At 67.5% G+C, this 17174-nt stretch carries 10 protein-coding genes; 3 read left to right on the forward strand and 7 right to left on the reverse strand.

The annotated features are described in order from the left end of the window. Positions 1 to 13: 13 nt before the first annotated feature. The gene (locus MKL11_RS28850; protein ID WP_243950027.1) at positions 14 to 2101 is read right to left on the reverse strand and encodes a PAS domain-containing sensor histidine kinase; all 2088 of its coding nucleotides are present in this window, start codon (positions 2099 to 2101) and stop codon (positions 14 to 16) included. A gap of 641 nt (positions 2102 to 2742) precedes the next feature. On the opposite strand from MKL11_RS28850, the gene MKL11_RS28855 reads away from it, so the two are divergent. After that, the gene (locus MKL11_RS28855; RefSeq protein ID WP_243950029.1) at positions 2743 to 4425 is read left to right on the forward strand and encodes a hypothetical protein; all 1683 of its coding nucleotides are present in this window, start codon (positions 2743 to 2745) and stop codon (positions 4423 to 4425) included. A gap of 548 nt (positions 4426 to 4973) precedes the next feature. Here the strand turns inward: MKL11_RS28855 and polA are convergent. The 6 genes from polA to MKL11_RS28885 all read right to left on the reverse strand — a co-directional run bounded on the left by polA (position 4974) and on the right by MKL11_RS28885 (position 12534). After that, the gene (gene polA, locus MKL11_RS28860; protein WP_243950031.1) at positions 4974 to 8132 is read right to left on the reverse strand and encodes a DNA polymerase I; all 3159 of its coding nucleotides are present in this window, start codon (positions 8130 to 8132) and stop codon (positions 4974 to 4976) included. A 22-nt stretch (positions 8133 to 8154) separates the two neighbouring features. After that, positions 8155 to 8514, reverse strand: coding sequence for a DUF86 domain-containing protein (locus tag MKL11_RS28865; protein WP_243950032.1), 360 nt, complete (start codon positions 8512 to 8514; stop codon positions 8155 to 8157). After that, the gene (locus tag MKL11_RS28870) at positions 8495 to 8791 is read right to left on the reverse strand and encodes a nucleotidyltransferase family protein (protein WP_243950035.1); all 297 of its coding nucleotides are present in this window, start codon (positions 8789 to 8791) and stop codon (positions 8495 to 8497) included. Before MKL11_RS28870 ends, MKL11_RS28865 begins: the two co-directional genes overlap by 20 nt. A 61-nt stretch (positions 8792 to 8852) precedes the next feature. Beyond that, positions 8853 to 10382: a UdgX family uracil-DNA binding protein gene (locus MKL11_RS28875; RefSeq protein WP_243950037.1), complete on the reverse strand. Its 1530-nt coding sequence runs from the start codon at positions 10380 to 10382 to the stop codon at positions 8853 to 8855. Positions 10383 to 10471: 89 nt separating this feature from the next. Next, positions 10472 to 11683 (reverse strand): putative DNA modification/repair radical SAM protein, encoded by a 1212-nt coding sequence (locus tag MKL11_RS28880; protein WP_243950039.1) that lies wholly within the window; start codon positions 11681 to 11683, stop codon positions 10472 to 10474. Positions 11684 to 12006: 323 nt separating this feature from the next. Next, positions 12007 to 12534: a regulatory protein RecX gene (locus MKL11_RS28885; protein WP_243950041.1), complete on the reverse strand. Its 528-nt coding sequence runs from the start codon at positions 12532 to 12534 to the stop codon at positions 12007 to 12009. A 224-nt stretch (positions 12535 to 12758) separates the two neighbouring features. Here MKL11_RS28885 and MKL11_RS28890 point away from each other — a divergent pair, with 224 nt between their 5' ends. Then, positions 12759 to 14186: a TAXI family TRAP transporter solute-binding subunit gene (locus MKL11_RS28890; RefSeq protein ID WP_243950219.1), complete on the forward strand. Its 1428-nt coding sequence runs from the start codon at positions 12759 to 12761 to the stop codon at positions 14184 to 14186. A 156-nt stretch (positions 14187 to 14342) separates the two neighbouring features. Next, a complete protein-coding gene (locus MKL11_RS28895; protein WP_279600783.1) occupies positions 14343 to 17150 on the forward strand; it encodes a [protein-PII] uridylyltransferase in 2808 nt (935 codons plus the stop codon). The last annotated feature ends 24 nt before the right edge of the window (positions 17151 to 17174 follow it).

Consider the following 17174-nt stretch of genomic DNA (forward strand, 5'->3'; position numbering starts at 1 on the left):
ACCGGCCGCGCGGTCAAGCCGTCCCGATCATCTCCCGGATGCGGGCGCCCAGCACCTCGACCCCGAACGGCTTGGTGATCACCTGCATGCCGGGGGCGAGCGGGCCGTTGCCCAGCACCGCATGCTCCGCGTAGCCGGTGATGAACAACACCTTGAGGCCCGGGCGCGTCGCCCGGCCGGCCTCGGCCATCTGTCGGCCGTTCAAGCCGCCGGGCAGCCCGACATCGCTGACCAACAGGTCGATGCGGACGTCGGATTGCAGCACCTTGAGTCCGGCGGTGCTGTCGGCCGCCTCGATCGCGGTGTAGCCCAGATCCTCCAGCACCTCGGTGACGAGCATGCGCACGGTCGGCTCGTCGTCGACCACCAGCACGGTCTCCCCCGGCGCCGCCCGGGCGGGGGCCCCGAGGGCGGCGTGCGGATCCTCCTCCAGAGCGGCGCCGCGGTGCCGGGGCAGGTAGAGGCAGACGGTGGTGCCCCGGCCGAGTTCGGAGGCGATCCGCACCTGGCCGCCCGATTGCTGGGCGAAGCCGTAGATCATCGACAGGCCGAGGCCGGTACCCTGCCCGATCGGCTTGGTGGTGAAGAACGGCTCGAACACCTTGCCGACGATCTCCGGCGCCATGCCGGTGCCGGTATCGGTGACGCGCAGCACGAGGTACTGGCCCGCCGGCAGGTCCTGGCGCCGGGCTGTGCGGGCGTCGAGCCGGGTGTTGGCGGTCTCGATGGTGATGCGGCCGCCCTCCGGCATCGCGTCCCGGGCGTTGATGCACAGGTTGAGCAGCGCGTTCTCGAGCTGGGGCGGATCGACCAGGGCCGGCCACAGGCCGGCCTCGGTCACCACCTCGACGGTCACGGCGGGGCCGACCGTGCGCCGGATCAGCTCCTCCAGGCCTGCCACCAGCCGGTTCACGTCGGTGGGCTTCGGGTCGAGGGTCTGCCGGCGCGAGAAGGCGAGCAGGCGGTGGGTCAGGGCGGCGGCGCGCTTGGATGCGCCCTGGGCGGCGTTGATGTAGCGGTCCACATCCATGAGGCGGCCTTGGGCGAGCCGGGTCTGGATCAGCTCCAGCGAGCCGGAGATGCCGGCCAGCAGGTTGTTGAAGTCGTGGGCGATGCCGCCGGTGAGCTGCCCGACCGCCTCCATCTTCTGCGACTGGCGCAAGGCCTCCTCGGCGGCGGCCAGCGCGTCGGCGCGCTCGCGCTCGGCGGTGAAGTCGCGCCCGACCGCGTTGATTACCCCGTCGCCGGGGCGCGCCGCCCAGGTGATCCAGCGATAGCTGCCGTCCCGATGGCGATAGCGGTTGTCGAAGCGGGCTTGGCTGCGCCCCTCGGCCAGTTGCCGGCCGCCCTCGGCGGTGCGGTCGAGATCGTCCGGATGGACGAAGCGCATCAGGTTGGTGCCGACGAGCTCGTCGGCGCGCCAGCCCAGCAGTTCCGTCCAGGCCGGGTTCACCGCGGTGATCGTCCCGTCGAACAGGCAGCGCAGCATCATGTCGGACGAGAGGGTCCAGAGCGCGTTGCGGTCGGCGGTGCGCTCCTCGACCTGCCGGGCCAGGGAGGCGTTGAGGTCGCGCAGCTCCGCGAGCGCGGTCTCCAGCCGGGCCTGGCTCTCGGTGAGGGCGGCGTCGGCCAGCACCCGGCCGGTGGTCTCGTTGGTGAGGATGAACAGGCCGGCGACCTTGCCGTCCGCGTCGAGCACCCGCGAATACGAGAAGGTCCACCACGTGTCCTGTGCGCCCCGGTCGGTGTCGAGCCGCCACGGCAGGTCGATGAACCGCTCCGGCCGGCCGTCCATGGCGGCGTCGATGATCGGCTTGGCCTGCGCCCAGCCATCGGCCCAGACCTCATCGAACCGCGCGCCCATGGCCCAGGGCAGCCGCGGCCCGAGCAGGGGAAAGTACGTATCGTTGAAGAAGAAATGGAGATCCGGCCCCCAGGCCAGGATCATCGATTCCGGCGAGTTGAGCACCAGCGACAGGGCGGCGCGAAACTCCGCCGGCCAGGTTTCCGGGGGGCCGAGGGGGTGGCCGGACCAGTCGCGCGCGCGGATCATGCGCGCGGCCTCGCCGCCGCCGGAGAGGAAGGCCAGGGGGTCGGTCACAGGGCGGGAACGGTACTCGTCATGGGCATATACGGCGTATGACTGCCTTTGGCGGCATCTCCAAGATGGCCGCTCGCGGTTCAATGACATCGTTGCAAAGCACCGTCTTTGCGAGCGGAGCGAAGCAACCTAGGGCAGCGGGGCATTCGTGAGTATGGCGCCGACTGGATTGCTTCGCTTCGCTCGCAAAGACGGTCGGGCCCAGCCTCGATCCAACCAGCTCGCCAGAGGCTGAACCCGATCAGACTAAGCGTGCGAAAGAGTGCTGACGGCCTTTCCCGGTCATTCACGTGCTGCGCCGACGAAGGCGGCATTTGGCTCAAAGCAGGCGCTTTTCGGCGGACATCGTATAGATCTTGGCTGGAGTCGGGAGCAAACTCGGCCGCCGCTGGCGAGGCGGCGTTTTGACGTGGCCCCCACACCCATCAAGTCAGGAAAGAATTTGGATGAGGAAGGCCGCGCCACTGAAATTGATCCGGCCGCGAGCCTCTGACACTAAACTTCAATTATAGCGGTTTGGTATCGAGCCAGAGAAGCACGCCGAGTTTAAGGAGGCGCTGCTATCGGCAGCGCGTTCCGCAGTCGAACAATTTCCGGACAACCTAGAGGCTGTTAAGAAAGAGCTCCGAGAAGCGTTTCCTGTGAGCGTGCTAACGGCGTTCTTCAACTATGGCATGCAGGTAAGCCTGGGGCCGACCGCTGAACAGCACAAGCCCTTGCCAGATATCCTGCAGCATCACGGCGAACTCCTCCACGCCCTGGTGCTGACGTTGCCGATTGGGGAATGGGGCAAGCGTCCCCTCACATCCGACGTCATGCAGCGGCTCTTCGATGCAGTACCGCAGCTATCCAACACGTTTTTCATGCAGCGTGTCCTAGACGGCGAGTCTATCCAAGACAACGAGGCACAAGTCGTGCTCTCTCTTCAGGAGCGCATCCGCTTTCACACACACGGAGTCCGAAACTGGGGGTACTTTGACAACGTCGTGGCTCTTTCGCGCGATCTCTACGCCGCGCTCGATCAAGGACTCTCTGCACATCATGGGTTTGGCGCCTCGGACGTGATCGATGTTCTCTTGGCGCTCACCTCCGAGTTCGAGCGCCGAAATGGGGAGCACTGGGAGATCCTTCGCAAGGTTCTCCGCGGCCGCACCGTACGTAAACTGGTGGAACTCTACTACAGGCACGTCCCCAACCTGACAGGAAGCGTGGACGAAATGCTAGCTGCGCTACCAAAATCTTTTACTCGCGAGCAGATGATTGGGTTGCTTATGTCGCATCTCGATCTTAGGGTGCTTGATGTTGCAACCTTTACGGTTGCCGAGATTGCAGCACTCACTAAGAAGCCGGTATCGGCAATCCAAGCGGTCCTCAACGCCTTAGCATTCGAGCCAGGCTCCCTCGAAGATCAAAAGCCGCAGCATCTGTTCCTCGACAATCCCGTGTGGGATCACCCGGCCATTCGAATGGGCAGGCGGTTCATCATACCGCTCCCACACATGGCCTTCAGCCATATCCACCGGCTGATGGACCGCTTGATCGCTGAAGCGGGGCTGCAGAAGCAACTAAAGGATCGTCGGGCAATCTACCTCGAGCAACAGCTTGAGGCGGTGTTTCGCTCGGCGCTCCCCGGAGCGGAAATAAAGCCAGGCATCAGGTGGAAGAAGAACGGCCAACAGTTTGAGAACGACCTAGTGGTCCTTTTCGATCACGTGGTGATCATCGCTGAGGCCAAGTCGCACCGCCTCACACCCTCAGGGCTCCGCGGAGGCAAAGAACGTGTGAAGCGGCACCTCGACGAGATGGTGCTCGATCCTTCCATCCAGTCGTTGAGGCTTGAGGCACTGATAACGGCGGCTCGTGGCGGTGACGCGGAAGCAACTGAAATTCTAACCGACATCGGCATTGACCCAACCTTGGCAGACCGCGTGGTTCGCCTCTCGGTCACCCTAGACGACTTTTCGGTGCTAAGTGCTTCAGAGCCGGACTTTAAAAAGGTGGGATGGGTCCCTCAGGACCATGCGCTTGCACCAAGCTTTCTGATTTCAGATCTAAAATGTGTCGTCAGTATTCTAGACAATCCTATATCATTTTTACACTATATATACGAGCGTGTTGATTTACAGAAGTCTTTCGATTTGCTAGGAGACGAAATCGATTACCTCGGTTTGTACTTAGCAACGGGATTTAATATCGCCGCCCTCCGCAAAGATTTTTCTAAGTTCTCGCCTGTCGGTATGTCTGCTCCGATCGATCGCTACTATAGAGAACGAGAGACTGGGCTGAATGTGCCGAAGCCAAAGATGGATCTCTGCCCACTGTGACGAAAAATCATCGATCGGCTTGTCCAGGCTCGGCCGCCCGGCTGGACGCTCGTTGGGATGCAGCTACTTTCGAGCGCTGATCCGGCTGAGCAGCGAGCAATTGAGCGGAACCTTCACAAGCTGCGCGCCAATGTGCGAAAGCAATACCGTAATCCGGAACACATAAGCACCCTCGTTATCCGTCCGCTTGAGCAGCGAAAGGGCGCAGTAATGTTCTACTTGTTCCCAGACCAATTGCGGAACACTCAGCGAACCGCAATGCAACAGCTCGCAGAAGAAATGTCAGCGGCTGAAAATCTGATGTCATGTCTGATATTCTCTCGGTCAACTAAGAATTGGGGCCAGGCGTATGAAGCCGTTTTGCTGCTGGAGCACAAGGTGACGCCACAAGCGCTACTGGCCTAATCGCTAACTCCTTATCAATCCTCCTGTCGAGATCATGCGATATCGGCTTCTGGTGTGCAGCGATTGTTAAAAGTTCGATACCTGACTGGCGGCATTCCACCCTTTTCGGACATTGCCCCGGCCAAGCTGATCAAGTTCCAACCCTAGTGCGCCTCCTGCCAATTCCCCGCCGCCTTGGCCTCCACCACCAGCGGCACGCGGAGCGTCAGAGCCGGCGCCGGCGCCTCTTCCATCACGCCGCGGATGATCGGGATTGCCCGGTCGATCTCGTCCTCGGCGGCCTCGAAGACCAGCTCGTCGTGCACCTGCAGCAGCATGCTGACCTTGAGCTTCTGGGCGGTGAGCGCCCCCTCGATCCGGGTCATGGCCCGGCGGATGATGTCGGCGGCCGAGCCCTGGATCGGGGCGTTGATCGCCTGGCGCTCGACGCTGGCGCGCTCGGACGGGTTGTTGGAGCGGATCTGCGGGTAGTGGCAGACGCGGCCGAACAACGTCGTGACGTAGCCCTTGTCCCGGCAGATCTTTTTGGTGGTGTCGATGTAGTCGCGGATGCCCGGGAACTGCTCGAAATACTGCTTGATGAACGCCGACGCCTCCTCCCGACCGATGCCGAGCCGGTCGGCAAGCCCGAAGGCCGAGATGCCGTAGATGATGCCGAAGTTGATGGTCTTGGCCCGGCGCCGCAGGTCCGGCGTCATGTCCTTCAGCGACACGCCGAACATCGCCGAGGCCGTGGCGGCGTGGATGTCGATCCCGTCCGCGAACGCTTTGCGCAGCTCCGGGATGTCGGCCATGTGGGCGAGCAGCCGCAACTCGATCTGCGAGTAGTCGGCCGAGATCAGCCGGTTGCCGGGCGCCGCCACGAAGGCCCGGCGGATGCGCCGGCCCTCCTCGGTGCGGATCGGGATATTCTGGAGGTTCGGCTCGGAGGAGGAGAGCCGCCCGGTGGTGGTCGCCGCTAGGGAGAACGAGGTGTGGACCCGGGCGGTCTCGCGGTCGGCGTGGGTCTGGAGCGAATCCGTGTAGGTGGATTTCAGCTTCGCGAGCTGCCGCCACTCCAGGATCTTTTTGGGGAGTTCGTGGCCGGCCTGGGCCAGTTCCTCAAGAAGAGTCGCGGGCGTCGCCCACTGGCCCGACGGCGTCTTCTTGGCCCCCGGCAGGCCCATCTTCCCGAACAGAATGTCGCCGATCTGCTTCGGCGAGCCGACCGAAAACTTTTCGCCGGCATCGTCCTGGATCTCCTCCTCCAGGCGGACGAGGATCTGCGAGAAATCGCCCGAGAGGCGGCTCAGCATCTCCCGGTCGACCCGGATGCCGCGCTGCTCCATCCGGGCGATCACCGGCAGCAGCGGCCGCTCCAGGGTCTCATAGACGGCGACCCGGCGCTCGGCGACGAGGCGCGGCTTCATCATCCGCCACAGGCGGAGCGTCACGTCCGCGTCCTCGGCCGCGTAGGCGGTGGCCTTGTCGATAGCGACCCGGTCGAAGCTGACCTTATTGCGCCCCGTACCGGCTACATCGGAAAACGTGATCGGCTGGTGTCCGAGGTGGCGGCGGGCGAGCTCGTCCATGCCGTGGCCGCCCTTGCCGGCGTCGAGCACGTAGGAGATCAGCATCGTGTCGTCGAACGGCGCGATCTCGATGCCGTAGCGGGCGAGCACGACCCAATCGTATTTCAGGTTCTGGCCGACCTTCAGGACGCCCGGGTTTTCCAGGAGGGGCTTCAGCCGACTGAGCGCGTCCTTGAGCGGGATCTGGCCCGGCACCGGCTCGGCCACGTCGGAGGCGGCCGCGCCCTCGCCGAACAGGTCGGTGGCGTCGGCCTGCACCTTCGCGGCCTGGATATGGGCCAGCGGGATGTAGCAGGCCCGGCCGGTGGCGGTGGCCAGGGAGACGCCGACGAGGCCGGCCTTGTGCGCGTCGAGGGCGTCGGTCTCGGTATCGACCGCGACCACTCCGGCCTCTTCAGCCTCGGCGATCCAGGCGTCGAGCTGCTCCAGGGACGCGACGGTCTCGTAGGCGGCGGTGTCGAACGGCGCCACCGCCTCGGCGGCGCGGGCGGCGACCACGTTGCCGGGCGTCGCCTCGATCGGCGCCCGGGGCTTCGCCGGCGCGTCCGGCAGGTCGAGATCGGCGAAGGGATCGACCTCGCCGCCCTCGGGCGGGGCGGCTCCCGGCGGCCGCTCGGCGCCGGCGGCCGCAGTCTCAGGGTCCGGCGGCACGGAATCGCCGAAGAACGGCACCGCATCGCTGCCGCCGGCGGCGTTGCCGTAGCCGTGGGGCTTGGCGCCCGGCAGCAGCGCCGGATCCGGCTTCACCGCCTCGGGGTCGACATGCAGCATCTGGGCGATGCGGCGGGTCAGGGTGTTGAACTCCATCGCCTTCAGGAAGCCGACGAGCTTCTGCGGGTCGGGCTCGGGGACGCGCAGGTCGTCCAGATCGACCGGGACCGGCACGTCCTCGACCAGGGCCACCAGCTTGCGCGACAGCTGGGCCTGCTCGACATTGGCCAGCAGAGTCTCGCGGCGCTTGGGCTGCTTGATCTCGCCGGCCCGCTCCAGCAGCGCCTCGAGGCTGCCGAACTCCTTGATCAGAGCCGCGGCGGTCTTCAGGCCGATGCCGGGCACGCCGGGAACGTTGTCGGATGTGTCGCCGATCAGGGCCAGCGCGTCGCCGATCTGGTTGGGCTGCAGCCCCTCCCACTTGGCGATGATCGCCTCGACATCGAGGTTGCGCTCGGGCCGGTAGCCGGCCTTGCCCTTGGCGCCGGATTCGAAATCGTAGAACCGGACCAGCGGCCCGACGAGCTGCATCAGGTCCTTGTCGGACGAAACGATGATGACCCCCGCGCCCCTTGCCTCGGCCTGACGGGTGTAGGTGGCGATCAGGTCGTCCGCCTCGTAGCGGACCAGCTCCACCGCGTGCAGGCCGAAGGCCCGCACGGCGTCGCGCATCAGCGGCATCTGGCGCTTGAGGTCGTCCGGCGCGTCGGGGCGATGGCCCTTGTAGTCCGGGAACATCTCCTTGCGGAACGAGCCCTCGGACTTGTCGAAGATGATGCCGAGATGGGTCGGCATGATGCCGGCCGCGCCCTCCTGCAGGAACTGGGCGATCTTCGTGCAGAACAGCCGCACGGCACCGGTGGGCAGCCCGTCCGAGGGACGCGAATTGTACTTCTGGTCCTGGTTGATCGACTGGAAATAGGCCCGGAAGATGAACGACGAGCCGTCGACCAGGATTACCTGATCGCCCGGGCCGACGGGTTTGGTCGCGGGGCTCGCGTCGGGCTTCGCGTCGATCATGTGCTCAGGCGGCTCGGGGCGATCAGGGGTCGGGCGCGCGGTCCAACTCGGCGCGGCAGGCGGCGACGAGGACGGGCAACTCGTGGTGGACGGTGAGCCAGACGATGTCCAGCGTCACCCGGTGATAGCTGTGGCGATAGACGTTCCCCGCATCCGCGATCTGTCGCCACGGCACCGCCGGATGCCGAGCTTTCATCTCGGCGCTCAATCGACGGCTCGCCTCCGAAATGATTTCCAGGCCGCGCACGACCGCGAAGTGGGTGCGCTCGTCCGCCTCGACCGTCTCAAACGTGAACCCGGCCACGAAGCGGGCGACGCGCTGCGCGTTGACGATGATGTCGGAGCAGGCGGTCCGCTCGCGCTCAGAAGGCGAAAACGGCATCGCGCTCGGCTCGCGTGCGGACCCGATCCTTCAGGGCCGCCCGGTTCGCCACGTCAACCCGGATCGGAAACAGATCATCGATGAAGTGGCAGAGTCCGACATAGCCATAGACACCGCCGACGACGGGCGCGTCGATCTCGATCATCACATCAAGGTCGCTGTCCGCCTGTGCTTCCCCGCGAGCGACGGAGCCGAACAATGCTGCATGGAGCACCCCACGGCGGCGAAGTTCCGCCTCGTTGGCGCGCAGGATGTCGAGGGCAGCGAGCTTGTCCATCGTGGTGGGACCACAGAGAATCGTCACCGATCAGCATAGCAGAACCGAGCGCGGTGGAGGATCATGCCGCCAGTTCCCGTCCCAGCGCCTCCACCCGGCGCAGATCGTCGACGAAAGCCGCGTAGGCCTCCTCTTTCGCCTCGTCGGGCAGGCGCAGCAGGTAGGACGGGTGGACCGTGATGAAACCCTGGACGCGGTCCTCGAACCGGTCGAACCGGAACGGGCCCCGCGCCCGGGTGATCGGGACCGCCTTGCCGGTCAGTGCCAGCACCGCTGTCGCGCCCAGCGCCACCACGAGCTTCGGGGCCACGAAGTCGAGCTCGCGATCGAGCCACCAGCGATAGTGGCTGACCTCGCCGGCCGTCGGCTTCTGGTGGATGCGGCGCTTGCCGCGTTCCTCGAACTTGAAGTGCTTGACGGCATTCGTGAGATAGCTCGCCCCGCGGTCGATCCCGGCCTCCGCCATGGCCCGGGAGAGCAACTGCCCCGCCGGCCCGACGAAGGGCCGGCCCTGCCGGTCCTCCTGATCACCCGGCTGCTCGCCCACGAAGGCGACGGTGGCCCCGACAGGTCCCTCGCCGAGCACCGCCTGCGTGGCGCCCGGCACCAGCGGCTCGGTGCGCTTGATGATCGCGTTCAGCGCCTCGAGGGTTTTGGGGTCCTGATCGGCCATGGCGGCGACGGCGCGGGCGGGTTCGCGGCGTGTGGGCAAGGTTGGCTCCCTCTCGATCATCGCGTCGGTGCGCCCCGCCGCCGCCCGGACCAGGGCGGGGATCGCGGCGGTCTCGGGCATGTTGTGCCAATACTTCTTGGGCATCTCCGCCCGCATCGCCTTCAGGTTGGTGCGGGCCGGGTTGAACGTGCTCTCGTAATAGGTCTGCCACCCGGCCTCGAAGCCGTCGCCCTCGGGGAGCGACGCCCGGTCCCCCGGCGGCCCGTAGGTCAGGGTCTCGGTATCCCAGCGGGCCGACCCCTCCGGCGTCAGGATCGACCAGCGCATGCCCCGGAACCGCGCGACGAAGAACGGCGCCGCCGCCTCCAGGATGTGATGGTCGGGCTCGAACCACGCCACGAAATGCTCGCCGGTCGCGTCCTCGGCGCGGCGGAAGCGCAGGAAGGCGTGCATCTTGTGCAGGTCGCGCCCGATCGCCTTGGCCATCCGGTGCAGGCGGTGGACCAGGGGATCGCTGCCGACCTCCATCAGGTGCCGCTCGCCGTGGCAGACCCGCCAGATCAGGGCGTAGAGCAGCCCGTAACGCTCCGGGTCGCGGTGGGGGATCACCTGCGGGATCAGGGCGGCGACGGGTTTGGGCAGGGCGAGCGGCGCGGCGGGGGCCTGGGCGGTCTCGGTGCCGAACAGGCCGGGGGAATCCGTCACCGCCCACGCCACGGCCTCGGGGGGGACGCCCTCCGCAATGAGCCGGCGCGCGGCGTCGCGGAAGCCGGTGAGATCGGCGCCCGGGCGCAGGAGGATGCTTTGCGGCGCGCGCGCATTCCCTCTCCCCTCTGCGGGGGAGGGTGGCCCCCGGAGGGAGTCGGGAGAGGGGAGCGCCGCTTCCTGAAGAGTCGCGACGACCGCGCCATCCTGCATCGTCGCGCTGCCCCTCTCCCGACCCGGCCTGACGGCCGGCTCACCCTCCCCCGCAGAGGGGCGAGGGAGCGGCGCGTTTCCGAGCGTCATCAGAACAAACTCAGCTGCGTCGCCGGCTCGACCAGCCGGGCGCGCAGGTCGAGCCGGTCGGTCAGCCCGACCGGGCGGTGGTCGGCGGCGACGAGGAACGGCCGCGCCCGCTTCAGCCCCGAGGTCAGCCGGGCGACGTCGTCGAGGCGCAGGGTCGCGTGGCGGCGCGCCGTGATGATCTTGTCCACCGCTCGGGCGCCGAGGCCCGGCACGCGCAGCAGCCATTCCCGGTCGGCCTTGTTCACGTCGACGGGGAATTTCTCGCGGTGTTTCAGCGCCCAGGCGAGCTTAGGGTCGATGTCGAGGGCGAGCATGCCGTCCTCCGAGGCGTCGGCGACCTCATCGGGGGTGAACTGGTAGTACCGGAGCAGCCAATCGGCCTGGTACAACCGGTGCTCGCGCTGGAGCGGCGGCGGCTTCGGCGGCAGGATCGCTGATCCGTCCGGGATCGGGCTGAATGCCGAATAGTAGACCCGCTTCAGCCCGACGCTGCCGTAGAGATGCGCGCTCTTGCGGATCAGCGCCTCATCGGTGGTGGCATCGGCTCCGACGATCACCTGGGTCGAATGCCCGGCCGGGGAAAAGCGCCGCTTCTCGGCCTTGGCCTCGACGATGCGCTCGCCGATCTGCGCCATGGCGTTCTGGATCGCGGCCCCGTCCTTCTCGGGGGCGAGCCGTTCCAAGCTGGCCTCGGTGGGCAATTCCACGTTGATCGAGAGCCGGTCGGCGTAGAGGCCAGCCTCCTCGATCAACCAGGGGCTCGCCTCGGGAATCGACTTGAGGTGAATGTAGCCGGCAAAGCCATGATCGCGCCGGAGGGACTTCGCCACCCGGGTCAGCAGCTCCATGGTGTGGTCGGGCGACTTGATAATGCCCGACGACAGGAACAGGCCCTCGATGTAGTTGCGCCGGTAGAAGTTCAGGGTCAGGTTGACGACCTCCTCGACGGTGAACTTGGCCCGCCGGACGTTCGAGGACCGCCGGTTGATGCAATAGGCGCAGTCGAACAGGCACCAGTTGGTCAGCAGGATCTTGAGCAGGGAGACGCAGCGCCCGTCTGGCGTGTAGGCGTGGCAGATCCCGGCCCCGGTGGTGGAGCCCAAACCGTCCTTGCCGGCCGCACGCTTCGGCGCCGCCGAGGACGCACAGGAGGCGTCGTACTTGGCGGCATCGGCCAGGATGCGCAGCTTCTTGGCGAGGGTCTCGTCCATCGAACAGACAATGAACGACAGGCCTGAAGAGGCAAGGCCGACCCGTGCCCGGCCCCCGTCCGTGATGCCGCACCCCGGTGGAGACAGCACGTCGAGCACGATTCCGACAAGAAGGCACCCATGCAGGACACATCGCAATTCCCGGATCGCCCTGATCCCGGCTACACGCAGGACGACCGGGATGCAGTCTGCGATAATCCCGTGATGACCGACGTAGAACTGGCCGAACTGCAGCCGGCGAGCGCGGTGCCGGAGGTCTTCCGCCTGCTACCGAAGCGTGGCCAGTCGAGAGCCGAAGCGGCCCGAGGCCCAGGCCTGATCGATCACTCCGGCTCGTCCGGGTCGGCATCGACCACCCGGCGCGCAAGGTCATAAGAGAACCCGGCCCGGGCCAGGGCGCCGAGATCGCGGTCGCGATGGAGCGCCCGCGTATCGGGCCGGCGATGTATCCCGAGGCGTCGCCGCTTGGCGTAGGCGCGGGCCGCCTGCAGCTCGATATCGGCGGCCTCCGCCTCGGGGATTGCCTCGCGCTCGGTCCGCATGGCCGCCTCGACCACGTCGCGAGGCACGCCCTTGGCGGCGAGTTTGGCCGAGGCGCCCCGGCTCGACGTGCCGCGCCGGCGCAGCGTCGCGAGCCGGGCGTCGGCAAAGCGCGCATCGTCTACGAGGCCGGCCGAGACCGCCCGCGCCACCGTGGCGGCGACCATCTCGGCGAAGGCTGCCGGATCCTCGCCGCGCAGCCGGGCGCGTTTGTCGACCCGCCGCGCCAGGGTCCGGCGCAGCATCTCGGTCGAGGCGCTGTAGCGCTCCAGGTAGTAGAGCGCGACCCGCTGCAGCCAAGCCGCGCTCACCGGGCCGGGCGGCCGGCGCTCCGCATGGCGGGTTCCTGGCCCGGATTCTGCAACGTTTGGTGGTTTCACCGGTTCTTCACGATCTCGACAGGTTTGCGTTCCATGACGTGGGGATGGAACGCGCGCAACGCGACAGGCTCGGCCATGGTCCGGAGCAAAGTCCTTCGCCCGATCTCACCCACGGCCCGTGGCGGCGACGCCTGCGCGCCGCGGCGACGATCCTGATGCGCCGTGAGTGGCTCCTCGTTCTGGTCGCCCTCGGGCTGGCCGCGGTCGCGGCCGGCATCGTCTATCTGTCGCGCCCGACCACCCTCACGGTCGCGGTCGGCCCCCAGGACGGGGCCGAGGCCGCCCTGATCGAAGCCTATGCCAACGCCCTCGACCGGAGCCGCGAGGACGTGCGCCTCAAGGTCGTTCGGTTCTCCGACGTGCGCGACAGCGCCATGGCGCTCCAGCGCAACCGCGCCGACCTCGCGGTGGTACGGCCGGACGTGTTCCTGCCCGAGAACGGCCTGACGCTGGCGATCCTGCACGACGAGGCCCTGGTGATCGCGGCGCCCGAGGCGTCCGACATCGACGACGTTCCAGCGCTGGCGCGCAAGCGCCTCGGCATCGTCGTGCGCCACGGCGCCGACCTGCCGTTCCTGACCAACCTGCTTTCCTTCTACGATCTTTTGCCGGATAGCCCGGCTGAAGATCAGCCGGAGGGTAGCCACGCGGCCGGTGAGACGGAGATCGGGGCCGGCCATGTTCAGGTGGTGCCGCTGAAGATCGGTGAGGTCACGGCGGCGCTTGCGGAGAAACGCGTCGACGCGGTTGCGGTGATCGCGAGCCCCGCCTCGAAGACCGCCGGCGCGGTGGTGCGCGCCATTGAGCTAGGCTCCCCGGACCGAAAGATCGGCTTCGTATCGATCCCGGACGGAGACGCGATCCTGCAGCGCTTTCCCGAATTGCAGGCGGTGACGATCCCGGCCGGGACCTTCGGCGGCCGCCCGAAGCGCCCGGACGAGGATGTCCGCACCGTCGGAGCCTCCTATCGCCTGATGGCGCGGGGCGCCGTCAGCCGGGTCGCGATCGCGTCGGCGACGCAGCACCTGTTCGAGTGGCGCTCGCGCCTCGCCGCCGCGGCTCCGGCCGCCAAATTGATGAAGGCGCCGGATTTCGACACCACGGTCGCGGCGACATCGGCGCGCCTACCGAACCACCCCGGCGCCGTGGATTATTTCGAGCGCGAGCAGCAGACCTTCCTCGATCGCTACGAGGATTACATCTACCTGCTCGCCTTCTTCGGCGGCACGATCGGCTCCGGCATCGCCTGGATCGGCCAGCGGCTGGCCCGGAAGCGCCGGGAGCGCATCGACATCGTCCTCGACCGCCTGCTCGACATCATGCGCGAGGTGCGCGCCGCCACCGGCACGGCCGAACTCGATGATATCGCGATCGAGACCGACGGGCTCGTGGCCGACGTCGTCTGCTACGCCCGGGAGCGCAGCATCGACGCCCGGACGGTGAGCGCGCTGATCCTGGCGGTGGACGGCGTCCACGCCGCCATCGCCGATGCCAGACGGCGGGCCGAGGGTTCGGCGCCCGGCGTGACCGCCCGATCGCGCACCGGCCGGCTGCTGGCTCTCAACCTGCCGGCCGCGGAGTGACGGTGTCGGTCCGCGCCGAAGCATCGGACCGTCGACGCGCGGCGCGCGCTCACCCGGACCGCGGCACAGGCGCCCTCCGGGCTACGGGATCGCGTCGGGGCAGGAGGCGCGGCTGTGCGTGGCGCATCACCGCACGGCTGGCGGCGTAGGCATATCATGCTAACGGAGGGCATGTTCGATCCCGTCGCCGCCCTCGAAACGGTCCTCGACACGCTCGACCGCGAAGCCCGCGAGCCGACCAAGCTGCGGGCCGTGCTCGTGCCCGAGTTGCGCCGGGTCATCGAAGAAGGTCATCGCGCCGCGGAGGCGCAGCTTCTCCAGGATCGCAACGGGCTCCGCTGCGCGCAGGCCTTGTCGGATCTGACCGACGCCGTAGTGCGGGCGATCCACGACGCCGTGGTGCGCCAACTCTATCCCAACGACAACCCGTCGACCGGCGAGCAGCTCGCCGTGGTCGCCACCGGCGGCTACGGAAGGGGCACGATGGCGCCCGGCTCCGACATCGATCTGCTGTTCCTGCTCCCCTACAAGCAGACCGCCTGGTCCGAGAGCGTCGTCGAGGCGATGCTCTACGTCCTGTGGGACCTGAAGCTGAAGGTCGGCCACGCCACCCGCTCGGTGGAGGAATGCCTCCGCGAGGCGAAGGCGGACATGACGATCCGCACCGCGCTGCTCGAAGCGCGCTACCTGTTCGGCACGCGGATCCTGTTCGAGGAGTTGGTGACGCGCTTCGACGCCGAGCTGGTGATCGGCTCGGCCGCCGAATTCGTAGACGCCAAGCTGCGCGAGCGCGACGCCCGGGTCTCGAAGGCCGGCTCCTCGCGCTACTTGGTCGAGCCCAACGTCAAGGACGGCAAGGGCGGCCTGCGCGACCTGAACACGCTGTTCTGGATCGCGAAATACACCTACCGGGTGCGCGACCAGATGGAGCTCGTCGGCGCCGGCCTGTTCACCCAGGAGGAATACGCGCTGTTCGAGCGCTGCGACGAGTTCCTGTGGCGGGTTCGCTGCCACATGCACTTCGTCACCAAGCGGTCGGAGGAGCGTCTGTCCTTCGGCCTCCAGCCGCGGATCGCCGAGCGCTTCGGCTACGAGGCCCGGGGCGGCCTGTCCGGGGTCGAGCGCTTCATGAAGGCGTATTTCCGCGTCGCCAAGGATGTCGGCGATCTCACCGCCATCGTCTGCGCCGAGCTGGAGGCGCGCCATGCCAAGCGCACGCCGGTGCTCGACCGCTGGATCGGCCGGTTCCGCGACCGGTTCCGCGCCACCGCCATCGAGGCCGAGGACTTTTGGATCGACCACGGCCGGGTGAACCTGCGCGCCGAGGACGCGTTCGAGCGCGATCCGGTGAACCTGATCCGGCTGTTCTGGCTGGCCGACCGGCACAACCTGGCGATCCACCCGGACGCCAAGCGGCTGGCGAACCGGTCCCGGCGCCTGATCACCCCGACCCTGCGCTCGGACACCGAGGCCAACCGGCTGTTCCTCGAGATCCTGACCTCGCGCAACGCCCCCGAGGAGGCCCTGCGCGAGATGAACGAGGCCGGCGTGCTCGGCCGGTTCATCCCGGATTTCGGCCGCATCGTCGCGATGATGCAGTTCAACATGTACCACCACTTCACGGTGGACGAGCACCTGCTGCGCACCGTCGGCGTGCTGGCGGCCGTCGAATCGGGCCGCGTCGACGAGGTCTACCCGCTGGTCTCGCGCCTGATTCACACGGTCCACAACCGTACGGCGCTCTACGTGGCGATCCTGCTCCACGACATCGCCAAGGGCCGCCCCGAGGACCACTCGATCGCGGGAGCGGCGATCGCCGAAAAACTCTGCCCGCGCTTCGGCCTCACCGAGGCCGAGACCGAGACCGTGACCTGGCTCGTCGAGCATCACCTGCTGATGTCGATGACCGCGCAGAGCCGCGACCTGTCGGACGCCAAGACGATCGAGCGCTTCGCCTCGGTGGTACAGAGCCTGGAGCGGCTGAAGCTCCTGACCATCCTGACGGTGGCCGACATCACCGCGGTCGGGCCCGGAGTCTGGACCGCCTGGAAGGGCACCCTGATCCGCACCCTCTACGACGAGACCGAGGTGTTCCTCTCGGGCGGCCATTCCGAGATCGCCCGCACCGACCGGGTGCGCCTCGTCCAGATGGGCCTGCGCGAACAGCTGCCCGGCTGGGCCTCGGAGGAGTTCGACGCCTATGCCGGTCGCCACGGCCAGGCCTACTGGCTGAAGGTCGACAGCACGCGCCAGCTCAAGAACGCGGTCTTCCTGCGCAACGTGCTCAGCGAGGGCCGCACCAGCGCCACCGACGTGGCCCTTGATCCGGTGCGCGGGGTGACCGAGATCACGATCTACTCGCCGGACCATCCGCGCCTGCTCGCCATCGTCACCGGGGCCTGCGCGGCGGCCGGCAGCAACATCGTCGACGCGCAGATCTTCACCACGACAGACGGCTTCGCCCTCGACACGATCTTCATCTCCCGGGCCTTCGAGCGCGACGAGGACGAGCTGCGCCGGAGCAAGCGCATCACGGCGGCGATCGAGCGCTCCCTGAAGGGCGAAATCCGCATCGCCGACCTCGTCGCCGACAAGCACCCGCCGACCAGCGCCCGGGCCAAGACCTTCCTGGTGCCGCCGGATGTCGGGATCGACAACGCCCTGTCGAGCCGCGAGACCGTGGTGGAGGTGACCGGCCTCGACCGGCCCGGCCTGCTCTACGAGCTGACCACGGCGTTCGGCCGGCTGTCGCTCAACATCACCTCGGCGCATGTCGCCACCTTCGGCGAGCGCGCGGTGGACGTCTTCTATGTCACCGACCTCACCGGCACGCGGGTGACGCAGCCCGACCGGCAGGCGGCGATCCGCAAGGCGATGCTGGACGTGTTCGCGGGGGACGTGGCCGCCCTCAAGGCCGAGGGGCTGGAGGCCCTGGTCGCCGCGCCGCCGCCGCGCGAGGCGTGAGCGTGCGGGTTGATTTCGGCCGCC

It is taken from the genome of Methylobacterium sp. J-077 (assembly GCF_022829365.1).
Taxonomy (GTDB): domain Bacteria; phylum Pseudomonadota; class Alphaproteobacteria; order Rhizobiales; family Beijerinckiaceae; genus Methylobacterium.